Source organism: Acinetobacter sp. GFQ9D191M, from assembly GCF_011174875.1.
In the GTDB taxonomy this organism is placed as follows: Bacteria; Pseudomonadota; Gammaproteobacteria; order Pseudomonadales; family Moraxellaceae; genus Acinetobacter.
In genome coordinates, this window is record NZ_JAALGV010000098.1 from 1 (window position 1) to 16912 (window position 16912).

Genomic DNA, 16912 nt, shown 5'->3' on the forward strand with positions numbered 1-16912 from the left:
TTTTGCTAGTCTAGAGCCAATTAAATTAATACGGCTTTCTCATTTTACCCATTGATCAATAAAAGGGATATGAATCTATTATACATTCATGTCAGTGCTGGTCAGTGTGGCTGCGTGACCAAGTCTGTTGGATTTAGGAAAAAATCAATGACAGATGTACAAGACACCCTGCCAGAAAACGCATCTGATGCAACTTCGGATCAAGCTTTAAAAAATAAACGTAAAAAAGCCCTGAGTATCGTTGCCATCTTCATAGTGATTGCACTGGTGTTGTTTCTGGTTTGGAAATTCTTTCTGAACAATTCAGTCAGTACTGAAAATGCCTATGTGGGTGCTGAAACGGCTTCTATTACGTCTATGGTCAGTGGTCAGGTCGCTGAAGTATTGGTTCATGATACACAAGCGGTCAAACAGGGCGATATCCTGGCCAAAATCGATGACCGTGATGCCAAAATTGCAGTGGCTCAGGCACGTGCAGAACTGACCAAAGCCAAGCGCCAGTACAAACAGACTGCGGCCAATAGCGGGGCTTTAAGCTCACAGATTGGGGTTAGTGATGATGCAATTCGCAGTGCCGAAGCTCAGCTAGCTCAAGCTCAGGCAGCCTTACATAAAGCACAAGATGAATATACACGTCGTGAAAAACTCAGTGCGAGCGGTGCAGTGTCTAAAGAAGAACTCAGTACCGCACAATCTGCATTGGATACGGCCAAAGCTGGCGTAGCTTCTGCTGAAGCGGGTCTGGCACAAGCAAGATCCAGCCAGAAAGCCGCACAAAGCAATTTAGCGGCGAATGAAGCCTTGATTCAAGGCGCGAATGAAAATTCGACTCCTGATGTACTTGTGGCTGAAGCCAAACTGAAACAGGCCGAGCTAGACTTAGAACGTACTGTAATTAAAGCACCTTTTGATGGGGTGGTTTCACGCCGTTCAATTCAGGTGGGTCAACGTGTTGCGCCAGGTACAATGCTGATGATGGTCGTACCAGTAGATCAGCTCTATGTTGATGCCAATTTCAAAGAAAGCCAGCTGGAAAAAGTCCGTGTGGGGCAGAAAGCTGAACTGACGTCTGATCTGTATGGTAAATCGGTGAAATATCACGGTACCGTGGTGGGCTTCTCTGGTGGTACAGGTTCAGCGTTTGCTCTGATTCCGGCTCAGAATGCCACAGGCAACTGGATTAAGGTGGTACAGCGTTTACCAGTGCGTATCCAGCTAGATCCGAAAGAACTAGCCGAGCATCCGCTACGTGTGGGTCTGTCGATGGAAGCTGAAATCCACTTCAAGAAGTAATTCCCGATGAATAAATATGTTCCATATGGGAATCTGACTGGCGGCAAGCTGATGCTGGCAGCCTTTGTGCTGGCATTAGCCAATTTCATGGTCGTGCTGGACATGACCATTGCCAATGTCTCGGTGCCGCATATTACCGGTAGTCTGGCAGTGTCCAGCTCGCAAGGCACCTGGGTCATTACGTCTTATGCAGTCGCAGAAGCGATCTGTGTACCTTTGACAGGATGGCTGGCGGGTCGCTTTGGTAGCGTACGCCTGTTTGGTGTCTGCCTGCTGGGTTTTACCATTTTTTCGATTCTATGCGGGATTTCTACCAGTCTGGAAATGCTGGTGTTTTGCCGGATCGGGCAGGGGTTGTTCGGTGGCCCAATCATGCCGCTAAGCCAGACTTTATTACTGCGAATTTTCCCACCTGAAAAACAATCCCAAGCGATGGGGATGTGGGCAATGACCACCGTTGTCGGTCCAATTCTCGGTCCAATTCTCGGCGGTACGATTAGTGATAACCTGTCTTGGCACTGGATTTTCTTTATTAATATCCCGGTGGGTTTGTTCTGCGGTCTGGCTGCATTGAAGCTATTAAAACCAGCAGAAACTGAAACCAATACTTTGAAGATTGATAAAGGTGGTTTGTTCTTACTGATTCTGTGGATTGGTGCGCTGCAATTAATGTTAGATCTAGGTCATGAACATGACTGGTTTAGCAGTTCCTTTATTGGGACCTTGGCGGTGCTTGCCATAGTCGGTTTAATCATCTTTACCATCTGGGAACTGACCGAACGGCATCCGATTGTAGATATCCGGATCTTCCGATATCGCGGGTTTACCTTTGCTGTGCTGTCATTGGCCTTTGCCTTCGGTGCCTTCTTTTCCAGTATTGTACTGATTCCACAGTGGGTGCAAATTAATCTGGGTTATACGGCCACTTGGGCAGGTTATTTAACCGCAACCATGGGTTTTGGTAGCCTGTTGATGTCACCGATTGTGGCGAAGATGGCGACCAAATATGATCAGCGCATTCTGGCCAGTTTCGGTTTGACCTTGCTCGCCGTTGTGACTTTGATGCGGGCATTCTGGACTACGGATGCTGATTTTATGGCATTGGCCTGGCCACAGATTCTGCAAGGTTTTGCGGTGCCATTCTTCTTCATTCCACTCTCCAATATGGCATTGGCCTCAGTCCAGCCACAAGAAATGGCATCGGCCGCTGGTTTGATGAACTTTCTGCGGACCATGGCTGGAGCGATCGGGGCTTCAATTGCAGTCACGATCTGGGATGATCACAGTAAAGTGGCCCGCAGTGAGCTGGTCGGTAAACTGAATGTCGAAGAAACTCAGAATACCTTAATGGCACAGGGCATGAGTTCGGACAGTGCCTTGGGTTATATTTCCAGTCTGGTGGATAAAGAAGCATTAACGCTGTCTGCTAATCACCTATTTTTGATTTTGGCGATGGTTTTTATTTTTGCTGCTTTAATCGTCTGGTTGGCACCACGACCCAAAGCGGGTGTGGGTGGAATGCCATCACATTAATATTTTCCAACATAAAAAACCGCTAACTATTTAGCGGTTTTTTTCGATCTTATAAATCTGATTTGGCCCGTTTCAAAGCATTTTGCCATTTGGCTAAATGTGCTTCACGTTCATCATTCTGCATTTTTGGTTCAAAGGCTCGGTCTAACTGCCAGGACTGAGAGATTTCATCAAGGCTGGAAAATACGCCAGATTTTAAACCAGCCATCGCTGCTGCACCCCAAGCGGTGGATTCCAGCATTTTTGGACGCATGACAGGAACATTTAGCAGGTCAGCCTGGAACTGCATCAGCATATCATTACAGCTGGCGCCACCATCGACGCGTAGTTCTTTTAAAGGATGGGCAATATCCGATTGCATCGCAGTCAATACATCGGAGACCTGAAAGGCAATCGATTCCAGCGCGGCGCGGGCAATATGGGCCTTATTGGTTCCTCGTGACATGCCACAAAGCAGGGCACGGGCTTCACTATCCCAATGCGGTGCACCCAATCCGGTAAAAGCAGGAACTAAGACCACGCCGTCAGTATCTTCAACTTTACAGGCCAACTTCTCTATATCACTGCTTTTTTGAATGATGCCAAGCCCATCACGTAGCCATTGCACCACTGCACCGGCCATAAAAACACTACCTTCTAAGGCATAACTGGTCTGTTCCTGTACCTGCCAGGCGAGGGTAGAAAGCAATTTATTCTGGCTGAGCTGAATGTCATGGCCGGTATTAAATAGCATAAAACAGCCAGTGCCATAGGTATTTTTTGCCATACCGGGTTCGAAGCAAGACTGGCCAAATAAGGCAGATTGCTGATCACCTAGAATACCGGTAATAGGAATCGTAGCCCCTAATAAACCCGGTGCCGTATCTGCAATATGACAATCAGAACTGATGATTCGTGGCAGAACTGAAGCGGGGATATTAAACAGGTCGAGTAGTTCGTCATCCCAGCGTTGAGTTTGCAGATTCATCAACATGGTGCGGGAAGCATTACTCGCTTCAATAATATGCTCAGCACCTTGAGTCAGGTTCCAGATCAGCCAGCTATCAATGGTGCCAAAAGCCACATGACCTTGCTCTGCGAGTGTACGTAAGCCATCAATATTTTCTAATAACCAGACCAGTTTCCCGGCACTAAAATAGGGATCAATCCGTAGCCCGGTTTTTTGTTGTACCTGATCCATCTGGCCTTGCTGTATCAGCTGATTACACCAGTCTGTTGCACGACGATCCTGCCAGATAATCGCTGGTGCAAGAGGCTTCCCATTACGACAATCCCATACCACAGTCGTTTCACGCTGATTGGTCAGGCCAATCGCTTTAATATCTTTGGCCAGAATCCGGGCGGTAGCAAGCGCCTGTTGTACCACTGCAATTTGCGAGCTCCAGATTTCCTGTGCATCCTGTTCGACCCAACCGGAGTGTGGGGTCTGAATATGGGTTTCGCGTTGAGCTGTTGCCTGAATCTGTCCGTGTTCATTAAAGATGATTGCACGGCTAGATGTCGTTCCCTGGTCGAGTGCCAATAAATAGCTCATAATTTTTTTAAATGCTGACTTGAATTATGAAATATTAGCGCAATTATGTAATCAGGCGCATTCAAAAGTGTATTTGTGTAGAAAATGCATCGTATTTTTTGCCAGTTATGCTATGATGAGCTTGTACTTTGGGGATGTTCTTGGCTTCGACGCCGATGATGAAACTCATAGATGCATGCCGAGAGCGCATTTTCTCTCGTAAATAAAATTTGCATTTAAATAGTCGCAAACGACGAAACTTACGCTCTAGCAGCCTAAGGGCTGCTTGTCCGCATCTCTAAATACTTGTGGTTAGAGATCCCGACTGAAGCGAACGCACACAAGTCCGTATAGAGTCAAGCCTCGGGGCTTTATACCAAATCTAGAGGATCGCACCTTGAACCCTGTTCGTCGGGTCTCTTGGTGTTAAAACAATAGACGATATCTAAGCATGTAGTATTCTCGAGCGTAGTGTTGGCGGACGCGGGTTCAACTCCCGCCATCTCCACCAAAATTCTTGTTATAAATCAGTCACTTATATTGAGTGGCTTTTTTATTGCCACACATTTGCCACATTTTTCATTGCAAGAGCTTTTGATTTCGACGTATTTAGGCTGTACGAGTTACGCTAAGTTTCGCAATTTCTTGCTTATTTTTATCCCCATGCAACCATTTTGTATAGCGTTTGATCAGCATTTGTAGACTATGTCCAAGTTGATCGGCTACAAACATTGGATTGACGCCATCCATCAGCAACATCGTCGCATAAGTATGCCTTGCATTGTATGCAGGGCGGTGACGTATAGAACACGCTTTCATCGCTTCTACAAGACGCTCTCTAGGTGGTTTTTCATTAAAGAAGGGTTCCTTAGTCTTAGGACATAGCATCACATAGTCTGTTTGGTAGCCTTGATCCTTTTTAAATTGAAGCAAAGCTTTCAAAGCCAGAGTTGATCGTTCATTCAGATATACTTCTCGAGACGTATGTGTTTTTGTCACCTTTTTTTCTAAACCACGTACACGGCTTTTGTTAACTTTGAATGTGCCATTGAACCAATCGATATCACTTTCTCTAAGAGCAATCATTTCGGAAGGTCTACAGCCTGTCCAGAAGGCAAACTCAAAATACCACCGATAAAATTTGTCCTCATCATGTAAGCTTTTGTCGAGCCAAGCTAGTAAGGCTTCCATCTCCTTACGTGTGAAGGGGTCAGGTGTTTCCACCTGAACCTTACGATTCTGAATTTTATTCATAGGGTTTACAGAAATCTGATTATGCTTAACAGCCAACTCGAAAACTCCACGTAAAGGCGTGGCGCAATTATTAAATGTTTTCGCTGTTTGAAAATTACGATCGATAATGACTTCCTCAATATCTTCAGTCGTGATATTGGCTATTGGTGTTAATGCAAAATAAGGCATCCAATGACATTCTAAAATTTTGCGATAGCCATTTTTTGAATCTTTATTGGCAATCGAAAACTTTAAAAATTTTTGTGCAACATCTTGAAATAAGACTTGCTGACCATCCATTGATTCAGTTTCTGTAACATCAAGGCCTTTTGCTTGTGCTATATCATTCTCAGTTAAAATCCCCCATTTGGCTTTATTTATGAGGTCACTTCTAATTTTAGCGGCTGTACGGATACCTTCCGCAGTCGGCGGGTGTGGGAGTGTAATGTAGTAGCGCTGCTTTTTAGAGGTGAAGTTGATTTCGAGTGCATTCTCCCTAATTCTAACGCCGGTTGGTAACGTTTTTGAGTTTGTTCTGTCAACCATTGGTTATAACCTCTAAGTGAGTAGTAAATATTTCCATCTTGTTTTGTCCAAACTAAATCTTGTGGCCAATTTTTTCGCCGATGTGTAAGTTTTTGTTCTTCAATGCCTGTAAGCTTTGAGAACACTGAAGCATCTACCCAATCGATAGCTGTAAGCCCTAGTTCTAAAAGAACATCTAAAATTTCGTTTTGCATAAAATTACTTAGCCAATTGAGCTGATCTAAAAATTATTCACGGCTAGGCATAAATTTCCCTAGTCATAAATCGTCATGTGGAAAACTTAGCACATGACATTTTTTAAAAACTCGTTTCGTTTAAAACTTCAAAAAAATGGTTATTCAAAAAAATTATGAAATAAAAAAATCATATTTATGCTTACTGAATTAATGATTTAATCCCATTTGTTAGGTACAAAATTTGGTACTTAAATCCTCAATATCATGAGTTAAGTACCAGATTTGGTATCTTAAAAATCAGCTCGAAAAAAGATTTATAATTTATTTTTTTAACAAGGGTTGGAGCACATCTAAAAGACTCTCACCATTTTTACGATCAATTATTTTTGCAGACATGCCTAATTTTTGCGGCCCATCTACATCAGCAATTTGAGTATCACCAATGAAAAAAACTTCATTTGGTTGACAGTTCATTTGAGTTAAAAAATGTTGGTAGATTAAAGGATCTGGCTTATTTGCACCGACCTGAAAGCTCCATGCATAAGTATCTAAAGGTGGAAGTAGGTGCTGTGCTCGTTCACCATAAGGCGTTGCTGCATTGGAGCAGACTGCCAATTTGTAGCCTAGCTTTTTAAGCTCAAGCAGCATTGGTATAGAATCATCAAAAGCACGCATATACTTTAAATCATGTTGAAGAGCGTTATTCATTTCCTCCAATAAAGTAGAAGGAAACTGATAACCGAAATAAGAAGCTAATGTTGCAAAGTTGCCATCTAGTGACATGATCATTGCAGCATCATTTGGTTGTGGTTTGCGCCCTTGTTGTTTAAGCCACTTCATCATTTTTTTGTAAGGAGATTGGCTGTTTTTAATTTCTATTAGTGTGCCAAAAACATCAAAAACGACTGCTTTATAAGGTTGGTTATTCATCATCATTATTATCTCATTAGAAATACAAACACATACCTTCAAACTTTTATAATCACTGAGTCAGCATGATTTGAATAGGTAAAAAATATTGCGTTAATTTAACTCTAAACCTAATTGCTCAGGGCTATACCAGCGCATTTTTAGATGTCCTAGTTGGTCTCTGAGATGAGCGGCTTTACGGATGATGTATTTTTTTTGTTTCAGCCATTCATCTAGGCGAGCATCATCATAGTGGATGTCTATCTTCAGTTGTAAAAGCTGGTTATATAAGCCTCGCTTTTCAGGTGACATGGCTTCTAGAACTGATGTTGAAGCCATGGGTTCTAATGGATGTGGTAAGCCTTCAACCTGAGAAGGCTTGGTTTTTGCTTGTTGAGAAGAAGCAGACAATCCACTAACAGCTAGCCCTTTTTTCATTATCTTAGATAATGTTGAAGCTGTTGATTCACCCTGATTTTGATCTTCAGCTTCAGGTTCAACATTTTCAGATACGGTTGAGCTTTTAAGTAGCTTGCTGAGTTTTCGATAATTGATGCTATAAAAGTTGGTTTGAATCCATTTATTTTGAGATAGCTTTTTGACCACCAAAATGCCCACTTTCTTTAGCTTGGAAACTATACGTTTGATCGTGGAGGGACTGTATGTACCTAAGGTTTTAGCCCATTGCTCATAGCTGTGATAAAAGTACTTTCGTTGCTGTATTACTTGAGCTTCACCACTTTGCAGGCAGTAATGAAGCTTTTGAAGGAAGATCGCTGATGGCACTCCATACGCTTGGGCAAGCGTAGGAGATGCAATAAGAGGATAGTCGCCTTGGACTAACAGCTTTGTTTTTTTAGTCATGAGAATACTCACTTAAGGCTAGTAAGTGGTATTAGAGGATTTTGGGCGTGGACGTTGCTGAGTTCGGCGTAGCCAATCTTCAGGATACTCCTGACTATAAGAATCGCAATGCTGACCAGACCAATACTCCTGATTGTACTCATTTTGGAATTCATAGCTGGGAGTAGCAGTTTGAAACGGTTGCTCAGTTTCAACATGGAGTGGAATGTCTTTAGGAGTGTTTATTTCTACTTGGTCTAAAGTCTGGACAATATCCAACAAAGCTTGACGCTGTTTGTGAGATAGATGTTTTGCGCTTTCAATAAGAAGTTGTTTGGCAAGTTTTTTTGGCGTGCAAAGGCTTGCACTATTGAATTTGTCATTCATAGTCGTATGCTCTTGGTCGATTTAGAACATACCACCACTCCATTTCCACTAGAGTATTTGGTGGCAGTTTAACAGGGGTGGAAATACCGTTCCAAGAGTACGGCCAGCATAAGGCTGCCCTGTCAAACCGCCATAAAGACTGTTTAACAGTAGGCAAAAAAAATGCCGCATGAGCGACTTTTTTTGCACTCTTGGATAATAGCAGGTTTCCACGCCTGAACACAGATTTTGCTGTGTTGAATTTAGGTTATCCCGCTATGCTAAATAGGTCAAGGCCTTTAAATAAAATTTTTTAAAAAAGATGAAAAGTAGAGTGATAGCTAACATGTGCTAAATATATTTAATTATTTTTATTGTTTATTTTATTTATAAAGAAGAACAGATCACTTTGACCCAATGGATCAGACCTGTTTGAAATGATCGTAAGTTTCAGTATGGTCTTAACTGCAACTTAAGGCACTTTGTGAGTTTCCAGTTATAGAAATATTTTTATAAGAAATAGATATACTGAGTCCTATTCTTAATTTTTGATCAATCGAACATTTGAGTGTGAGTTAAATAGAGAGCAGTATTCGGCTCATTGGGTGAGCCGAATAAAATTGAATTGAAGTGCGTTATCAGAAGGTAATACAAAAATGTTGAGAGCTATTTATTTGTTGGACTCTGATCACGATCTTTTTTAAGTAATGGATTTCTAGGATCTGATGAAATCGCTTTCAGTACTTCATAAAGTTGTGAAAAGTTAGGAAGATGCTTGTTTTTTTCAAAATCAAAAATGTCGCGTAGAGTTGGATGGTGCTCAATCTTAGATTTATATATGAAATAAACATACATCATATCTATTAGGGTATCTATTATGGGACGACCATAGACAGCAAAAAATGCTTCATATATCTTATTGAAAGATGCACCTAAGAAAAATATTACACTATTTCTTTTTTTCCTTTGTTTTAATTTTTCAGCTAGAAGCTGTTTTTCATATTCAGAAAGAGTATTTTTAGAAATACATTGTTTTATTTTTTCATTATTATTAATACGATAACTATTCAGTAATTCTTGTAGATTAAAGTATTCATGATGATTAAAATCTAAATACTCTTTTTCTTTTTGTAGAATAATTTTTTCAATATCTGTTAAATTTTTAGATGGAATGGTTTTTATATATTTTAATATTTGATAGTTTTTGCTTCTTTGATTTTCTTTATATTGGCATGCATTGATTAGATTTTTATGAGTTTCTGAAAATTTTTTAAAATCTATTTTTGTTAAATCTGTATTCTCGAGAATATTAATTAAATTTATTTCACATGGATATTTAGGGGTGATACATAATTCTTCTTTTTGTGTATAAAGAAAATTATATAAATCACTTTTTTTGATAATTTTTTTTGGTCTACCGGCTGTCATTTGAAGGCTCCTTGCGTTACGTTAGAGGAAAGCTCTATCTTTAACAGGAACCCAAAATGCATGATGAGTTTCATGCAAAATCTCAAAAAAATAGCTATCCTGCTCTCCACTTAGTTACCCGATTAATAAAGCTGGCGCTTTTAAGAATTTTTTGGGCTGCGCACAAAAAATTCTTATCTCGTCTCCGTGTCTTTTTATTCCATCATTTGCATTGCAAATGTTGTACTAAAAAGACACTACTACTCGCCCTGTGGGACCAAAAGCCCAATTAATATAATTTTAAGATTTTGATATATATGTATATATTTTAAGGGGATGCTTTCTGTATGTACGTTACACTATAAAGGGTAAAGCGTTACACTATAATTTATGGTGCGTTACACTATAAAAAATGTGCGTTACACGATAGAAATAGGCGTTACACTATAAAAATCATCTAGAGGTTCGATTTCTGATTATTGAAGATCACTTTTTGATCTTCAGATCTTGATTAAGATCATATCGCTACTGAATCAATCATGAAAAACCTATTTAGAAATATAACCACTTTCCTGAATTTTTTCTTTTAAATTAAATTATTAGAATATTTAAAAATATATTAACTCTTTGATAAGAGAGTTAATAAAAAATGTTTTATTTTGATTTAAGACATAATCGTAAACAGAGTTCTAAAAGTTCATTTAATGGCTTTTGTTATATTACTCGAACTAAGCATTTTAAGTTAAACAAGATTGATTTAAATGAAGAGGTTGAATTTGTTTGCTCAGGTAATATGCCTGAGTGGGCAGAATATAAGCCGGATAGATTTTGGATTGCTGCTGATAAATATGAAAAAAAGAATAGTCGTACATCCAGTCATATTACTATTGCTTTACCAAAGGAACTAAATTATGAACAACGAATAGAACTATCAAAGAATTTAATAAATGCTTTTTGTGATGAATTTAAATTTCCATATAGCTGTGCCATTCACAATCATAAAGGTATTTTAGATGGTGAAAGTGATCAACCACATTTGCATTTACAATATTCCGAGCGTACAACCCTTGATGATTTTGAACGACCACCCGAGCTGTTTTTTAGGCAATACCGGCCTAAAAATCCTGAACGTGGCGGAGCACAGAAGATTACTGCTGATGTGTTGGGTTTGGGACGACATCAAATTAGACACATGCGGCAACTCACCGAAAAACTAATCAATGAGTCTTTAGAACTATATGCACCGATGAAGACAGTTCGTATATACGATATTGAACTTCAAGTGCCTAACCGAGTTTCCTGTCTATCTAATGAAGATTACAATGCCAAATTTGGAACGAAACTTAAAGATACGCCTCAAATCCCACATTGGAAGCTTTATAGTTCAGATCCTATTGATCAGTTGGATATAAAGCCCTTAATTGAAAAAGTGAAGACCATCCGACAAGAAAATTTATATGAATTATATAAAGACGAATACGAATTGGAACTCCAGCGTATGCATACGATGAAAGCTGAAATCAACAAAGTAAAAGTAAAAAATCATGATGCAGATTGTGGTATGTCTATGTGACTTTACAATTAATTATTTGGCCTAACTGTCAAGTACGATCAGTTGAATATTCAATCCTTTGAGCAGATATGGATATTTACGGTGAGCTTGATTGGCCTTACTTAGATTTGGTTTACGATATAACGCATTAATGCCCATTTTCTTCATTAAAGTACGTGTATAACGTCGTCCTATATGATGTCCTTGACGGTTCAATAAATCGCGCATCATACGGCTACCTACAAAAGGGTATTGCATATGTAATTGATCCATACAGCGCATCAGCTTCAGATCTGATGCACTCACAGGTTTTGGGGGATAGTAATACAACCACGGGAGACTTTCAGCAGCAGCTTTAAAATCTTTGAATGATTTCTTCTTGGTCTACGTGCCATAAAATACTGCTTATACCGATGCTTATAACATCATTCGAGGAGCAAAATATCACTTATAGTTGTTGTTCAAATTTCCTGATCCACCTCTGTTTTTCTGTAGTGAAGATTACTGGAGTAGGCTGCTATATAGTTTAGATTATGTCTCTATCTAGCGCCTGAATTGACAGATTACATCGCTTGACCACGACAATTCATGTCCTTGTCCACCTTTTTACTGCTGCATAATTTAGAATTTTAGGTAAAATCATTTTATTAATGATTTACTTATTTGGACTCCTATAACAATGACCCACGTACAACTGCAACAATTACAAAAACAACTTTGGAATATTGCCAATACTTTGCGTGGCACCATGGGTGCCGATGAATTCCGTGATTACATTCTGGGTTTTATTTTCTTTAAATATTTATCAGAAAAGTCGGTGAACTTTGCCAACGAATTGCTAGATGGCGAAGACCTCAGCTTTTTAGAATTAGATGAAAATAATCCTGAGCATGTGCCGTACATCGAAGAAATTAAAAAGAATGCCATTGCCGAAGTCGGTTATGCGCTCACACCAAAACAGCTATTCCATACCTTAGCCGAGCGTGGTCGTCAGGGCGAATTCATTTTGGATGATTTAACTGCGACCTTAAAATCAATTGAACAAAGCACTTTAGGCACCGACTCTGCCGATGACTTTGCCAACCTGTTTGAAGATTTGGATCTAAACTCGACCAAGCTTGGCAATAATGCCAGTGACCGTAATGCACTGGTGGCGAAAGTCCTTAGCCATTTAGATGATATTGATTTTGATATTAGTAATACCGAAGCCGATGTACTGGGCGATGCTTACGAATACCTGATTGGTGAATTTGCCTCAGGCGCGGGCAAAAAAGCGGGGGAATTTTACACCCCGCAAACGGTATCGACTTTATTGGCAAAGATTGTCACCCAAGGCAAAGACCGTTTACGTTCAGTCTATGACCCGACTTGCGGTTCAGGTTCGTTATTGCTTCGGGTAAAACGTGAAGTGAAAGATGTCGATATGATTTACGGTCAGGAAATGAACCGTACCACTTACAACCTGGCACGCATGAACATGATTCTGCATGATGTGCATTTTGCCAAGTTCGACATCAAGCAGGAAAATACCTTAACCCGTCCGCAGCATTTAGATAAAAAGTTTGATGCGGTGGTGGCGAATCCACCATTTTCTGCAAAATGGTCTGCCGATCCGTTATTTTTACAAGATGAGCGTTTTGCTGCGTATGGCAAACTGGCGCCAAGTTCTAAAGCCGATATGGCTTTTGTACAGCACATGCTGTATCAACTGGATGACAATGGCACGATGGCGGTGGTGTTACCGCATGGCGTCTTGTTCCGTGGTTCGAGTGAGGGCGTAATTCGTCAGTATTTGATTGAACAGATGAACGTGGTGGATGCGATTATTGGTCTACCCGCCAATATTTTCTATGGCACGTCTATTCCGACCTGTATTTTGGTGTTGAAGAAAAGCCGTGAGCAGAGCGGCAATATTCTGTTTATTGATGCCAGCAACGATTTTGAAAAGCAGAAGAACCAAAACAAGTTATTGCCTGAGCATTTGGATAAGATTGTTGCGGCATTTGAACAGCGTGAAAATATTGAAAAATATGCGCATGTGGCGACTTTGCAGGAAGTGAAAGATAACGATTACAACCTGAATATTCCGCGTTATGTGGATACCTTTGAAGCGGAAGCCGAGATTGATTTAGATGCGATTGCCAAACAGCTTCAAGCTTTGGAACAAGACAGCCAAAAGACCGATGCCATCATTGCGGATTTCTGCAAAGAGCTAGGTATTGCTTCACCTTTTGCGGAGGTGAAGTAATGGCTTCGCCTAAGTTACGCTTTAAAGAGTTTGATGGAGATTGGAACTCTATCGCTATCGGTAAGTTTCTAAAGATTAAATCAGGTTTGGGATTTAAGGCAGAAGAATATTCAACCGAACAAGAAATCCGTCTTTTACAGATTGAAAATGTCGGTTATGGAGCAGTTAAATGGACTCATAATGTAAAGTTTGTACCGACTAACTATTTAGATGTTCATAAAGATTTGGTTCTTAAAGAAGGTGATTTAGTCTTGGCTTTAAATAGACCAGTGACTAATGATCAGTTAAAAATTGCAAAATTAACACAAGAAGATAGCCCCTCAATACTTTATCAGCGTGTTGGTAAGCTTGATTTTCTAAAGGAAGATATTGATAAAGAGTTTATTTTTCAAATTTTCAAAAAAGATGTGAAAAACTATGTTTTAAATAGCTCCATTGGAAGTGACCAACCTTTTATTTCAACAACAGATTTATATAAACATAAACTTTGTATTCCGCTTAAAGAAGAACAAACCAAAATCGCCTCTTTTCTATCGAACGTGGATGAAAAGATCAGCCAACTCACGCAAAAACATGAACTGCTGAGCCAATATAAACAAGGCATGATGCAAAAGCTGTTTAGTCAGCAGCTTCGTTTTAAAGCGGATGATGGAAGTGAGTTTGGGGAGTGGGAGGAGATTCAGTTAAGAGATGTAGCTGAGCGAGTGACTAGAAAAAATAAAGAAGACAATCAGAATGCTTTAACAATCTCAGCTCAAATGGGTTTAGTTAATCAACAGGATTATTTCAGTAAACAAATTGCATCACGAGATTTAAGTAAGTATTACTTACTTCATAAAGGAGAATTTGCTTATAACAAAAGTTATTCAGCAGGTTATCCAATGGGTGCAATTAAACGTTTGAAGCTATATGAGAAAGGAGTTGTATCAACACTCTATATTTGTTTTGCACTAAATGATCAGTTGAATGCTAACTTCTTTGAGCAATATGTAGAAAGTGGGGCGTTAGTACCTGAACTTGAAAAAATTGCTCAAGAAGGTGCGAGAAATCATGGTTTATTAAATATTAGTCTTCAGGAATTCTTTGAAGTAGTTATTTTAAAGCCTTGCCTAGAAGAACAAACCAAAATCGCCAATTTCTTATCTGCCATTGACCAAAAAATTGAAGTCGTAGCACAGCAAATTGAACAAGCCAAACAGTGGAAAAAAGGCTTATTGCAGCAGATGTTTGTGTAGAGGGATCTCATGTCTGAATGGTTATTTCCTGTTAATCCTGCAATTTATGATATAGATCGTGCTTATCATGATGCACATCAAATATGTTGGGCAAAATACGATTTTGAATTCCAAATTAATGACATTCTATTTTTGTATGTGACAGAGCCAATAGGAAAAATTCAATATCAATATCAAGTTGTTGGATTTGCAGGTCAATCTGATTTGCCAGAAAAAGATAGAGAATATTGGTTAGATCAAAAAGAATTAGAGGCATATAAAGGTGATTACTTTCTAATTCAACCAATTGAAAAAGTTGAGAAAGCATCACTGTCTAGACGATATTTAGCCGAACTAGGTCTAATCACACCAAAAGATACTTTGCAGTCGCATAAGACCACTAAATTTGTAAAAGGTAAATCTTTAGATAAGGTTGAAGCACATAAAAAATTGCTTAGTTATATTGCTGACCAGTTTAGTAATGTTGAAGAGACCAACTATCCTGATGAAGCAGGTGTGAATAGCCCCAAATTTTTTGAAGGCAAAAAACTAACTGTTACTGTAAATGGCTATGAGAGATGTCCCAAAGCGAGAGCTGAATGTATTGCCATTTATGGGACTCGTTGCTATGTCTGTGGCATGAGCTTTGAACATACCTATGGCTCATTTGCTAAAGATTTTATCCATGTACATCATATTGAGCCATTAAATACGATTGGTGAAGAGTATGAGGTTGATCCTAAAGAAGATCTAAGACCTGTCTGCCCAAATTGTCATGCAATGCTGCATAAAACCGAAAATGGTATTCCAATGACAATTGAGAGATTAAAACTTTTATATAGCGTTTCTTTGAGGAATCCGCTTAGACAAACATTTGAAGAATAAATAATTCGAGATTTTTAATGCAGCTTTATCAAACCCAAGCACAGTCATTAGTAGAACTTACAGAAGATCCTTTTCGTTTGGAAAGAGAAATTCAAAGCCTGTTTGAAAGCAATCTTTACAGTTTTACAGGTTTGGAATTCATCAAGTCTGAATTCACCATTAAAAACAACCGTATCGATACACTGGCTTTCGATCCTGAAAGCCAAGCTTTCGTAATTATCGAATACAAGCGTGAACGCAATTATAGCGTGATTGATCAAGGCGTTTCTTATCTGAATCTGATGCTCGACTATAAGGCAGATTTTATCGTTGAGTACAATGAGAGCCAGAGCAAACAGCTTAAACGTCAGGATGTGGATTGGTCACAGAGCCGAATCATCTTTGTTTCACCGAGCTTTACCGACTATCAAAAGCAGTCCACCAATTTTAAAGATTTGGGCATTGAGCTGTGGGAAATCAAACGCTATCAAGGTGGAATTGTTTCAGTCAATCCATTGCAGAAAGCCAAATCAGCCCCTTCAATCAAGCAAGTGCAAAAGGTTGAGTCTGAAGATATTCAAAAGATTGCCAAAGAAATCCAGCAATATGATGAAGCCTATCACTTGGCGGATAAGTCCGATGACATCAAAGAGCTATATGAGCAATTCAGGGACTCAATTCTGGGCTTAACCACCGATTTAGATGTTCATCCCAAGAAAATGTACATTGCCTTCCGAAAGGGTAAGCGTAACTATGTCTATATGAGTATCGGGACAAAGCAAATTCGCATTTGGCTGAATATGCCTTTTAATCAACTGGATGACCCGAAACAGCTCGCGAAAGATGTGACCAATATTGGACATTGGGGAAATGGTGATTGTGAGGTGATCGTGTCAGATACAGAAAATTTAGAATATATCTTGAGTTTAATTAAACAAACATTGAAGTGAATAATTTAAGATTTTAGAGGGAAAGGAAATGACAGTACAAAGCGAATATCAACTTGAAAATGAACTGATCGGCCAACTGCAACAATTAGGTTATGCCTCAGTCACGCTCAAGGATGAAAGTCAGCTACTGTCTAACCTTAAAACCCAGATTGAACGCGCCAATGGACTAGCGCCACTGTCAGAAACGGAATGGAAACAGGTCATCAGTTTTTTAAACACAGGCACAGTGTTTGAGCGAGCCAAGAATCTGCGTGATCTATTTCCA

14 protein-coding genes, 1 other RNA gene and 1 pseudogene are annotated in these 16912 nt (G+C 39.6%); 9 read left to right on the forward strand and 7 right to left on the reverse strand.

The window, feature by feature from the left end:
• Positions 1 to 147 precede the first annotated feature (147 nt).
• Positions 148 to 1293, forward strand: a complete 1146-nt coding sequence (locus G5T77_RS13735; RefSeq protein WP_166138799.1) for an HlyD family efflux transporter periplasmic adaptor subunit — start codon at positions 148 to 150, stop codon at positions 1291 to 1293.
• A gap of 6 nt (positions 1294 to 1299) precedes the next feature.
• Positions 1300 to 2826, forward strand: coding sequence for a DHA2 family efflux MFS transporter permease subunit (locus G5T77_RS13740; RefSeq protein ID WP_166138796.1), 1527 nt, complete (start codon positions 1300 to 1302; stop codon positions 2824 to 2826).
• A gap of 49 nt (positions 2827 to 2875) precedes the next feature.
• On the opposite strand, the gene glpK is transcribed toward G5T77_RS13740, so the two are convergent.
• Complete coding sequence (gene glpK, locus G5T77_RS13745) at positions 2876 to 4360, reverse strand: glycerol kinase GlpK (RefSeq protein WP_166138792.1); 1485 nt, start codon at positions 4358 to 4360, stop codon at positions 2876 to 2878.
• Positions 4361 to 4490: 130 nt separating this feature from the next.
• Between glpK and ssrA the strand changes: the two genes are divergently transcribed.
• Positions 4491 to 4850: a transfer-messenger RNA gene (gene ssrA / locus G5T77_RS13750) on the forward strand.
• A gap of 98 nt (positions 4851 to 4948) precedes the next feature.
• Here the strand turns inward: ssrA and G5T77_RS13755 are convergent.
• The 5 genes from G5T77_RS13755 to G5T77_RS13775 form a co-directional block, all read right to left on the reverse strand.
• Positions 4949 to 6118 (reverse strand): site-specific integrase, encoded by a 1170-nt coding sequence (locus G5T77_RS13755; RefSeq protein ID WP_017395691.1) that lies wholly within the window; start codon positions 6116 to 6118, stop codon positions 4949 to 4951.
• Between the two features lie 497 nt (positions 6119 to 6615).
• The gene (locus G5T77_RS13760; RefSeq protein WP_017395692.1) at positions 6616 to 7230 is read right to left on the reverse strand and encodes an HAD family hydrolase; all 615 of its coding nucleotides are present in this window, start codon (positions 7228 to 7230) and stop codon (positions 6616 to 6618) included.
• Between the two features lie 87 nt (positions 7231 to 7317).
• Positions 7318 to 8067 (reverse strand): hypothetical protein, encoded by a 750-nt coding sequence (locus G5T77_RS13765; protein ID WP_166138788.1) that lies wholly within the window; start codon positions 8065 to 8067, stop codon positions 7318 to 7320.
• 18 nt (positions 8068 to 8085) lie between these two features.
• Complete coding sequence (locus G5T77_RS13770) at positions 8086 to 8433, reverse strand: hypothetical protein (protein WP_004730539.1); 348 nt, start codon at positions 8431 to 8433, stop codon at positions 8086 to 8088.
• 645 nt (positions 8434 to 9078) lie between these two features.
• Positions 9079 to 9840 carry a hypothetical protein gene (locus G5T77_RS13775; protein ID WP_166138784.1) on the reverse strand — a complete coding sequence of 254 codons (762 nt, stop codon included), beginning with the start codon at positions 9838 to 9840 and terminating at the stop codon, positions 9079 to 9081.
• A 628-nt stretch (positions 9841 to 10468) separates the two neighbouring features.
• Here G5T77_RS13775 and G5T77_RS13785 point away from each other — a divergent pair.
• Complete coding sequence (locus G5T77_RS13785; RefSeq protein ID WP_166138781.1) at positions 10469 to 11392, forward strand: MobA/MobL family protein; 924 nt, start codon at positions 10469 to 10471, stop codon at positions 11390 to 11392.
• 42 nt (positions 11393 to 11434) lie between these two features.
• Here G5T77_RS13785 and G5T77_RS13790 read toward each other — a convergent pair.
• Positions 11435 to 11721, reverse strand: a pseudogene (locus G5T77_RS13790) (IS3 family transposase); the annotation flags it as partial.
• Positions 11722 to 12050: 329 nt separating this feature from the next.
• On the opposite strand from G5T77_RS13790, the gene G5T77_RS13795 reads away from it, so the two are divergent.
• The 5 genes from G5T77_RS13795 to G5T77_RS13815 form a co-directional block, all read left to right on the forward strand.
• On the forward strand, positions 12051 to 13619 hold the full coding sequence (locus G5T77_RS13795; RefSeq protein WP_166138778.1) for a type I restriction-modification system subunit M: 1569 nt from the start codon (positions 12051 to 12053) through the stop codon (positions 13617 to 13619).
• Positions 13619 to 14854: a restriction endonuclease subunit S gene (locus tag G5T77_RS13800; RefSeq protein ID WP_166138775.1), complete on the forward strand. Its 1236-nt coding sequence runs from the start codon at positions 13619 to 13621 to the stop codon at positions 14852 to 14854. The genes G5T77_RS13795 and G5T77_RS13800 overlap by 1 nt, the downstream gene beginning before the upstream one ends.
• Positions 14855 to 14863: 9 nt before the next feature.
• On the forward strand, positions 14864 to 15718 hold the full coding sequence (locus G5T77_RS13805; protein WP_166138773.1) for an HNH endonuclease: 855 nt from the start codon (positions 14864 to 14866) through the stop codon (positions 15716 to 15718).
• A 17-nt stretch (positions 15719 to 15735) separates the two neighbouring features.
• The gene (locus G5T77_RS13810) at positions 15736 to 16647 is read left to right on the forward strand and encodes a DUF5655 domain-containing protein (protein ID WP_166138770.1); all 912 of its coding nucleotides are present in this window, start codon (positions 15736 to 15738) and stop codon (positions 16645 to 16647) included.
• 28 nt (positions 16648 to 16675) lie between these two features.
• On the forward strand, positions 16676 to 16912 hold a 237-nt coding region (locus G5T77_RS13815), incomplete at its 3' end, for a hypothetical protein (protein WP_166138768.1).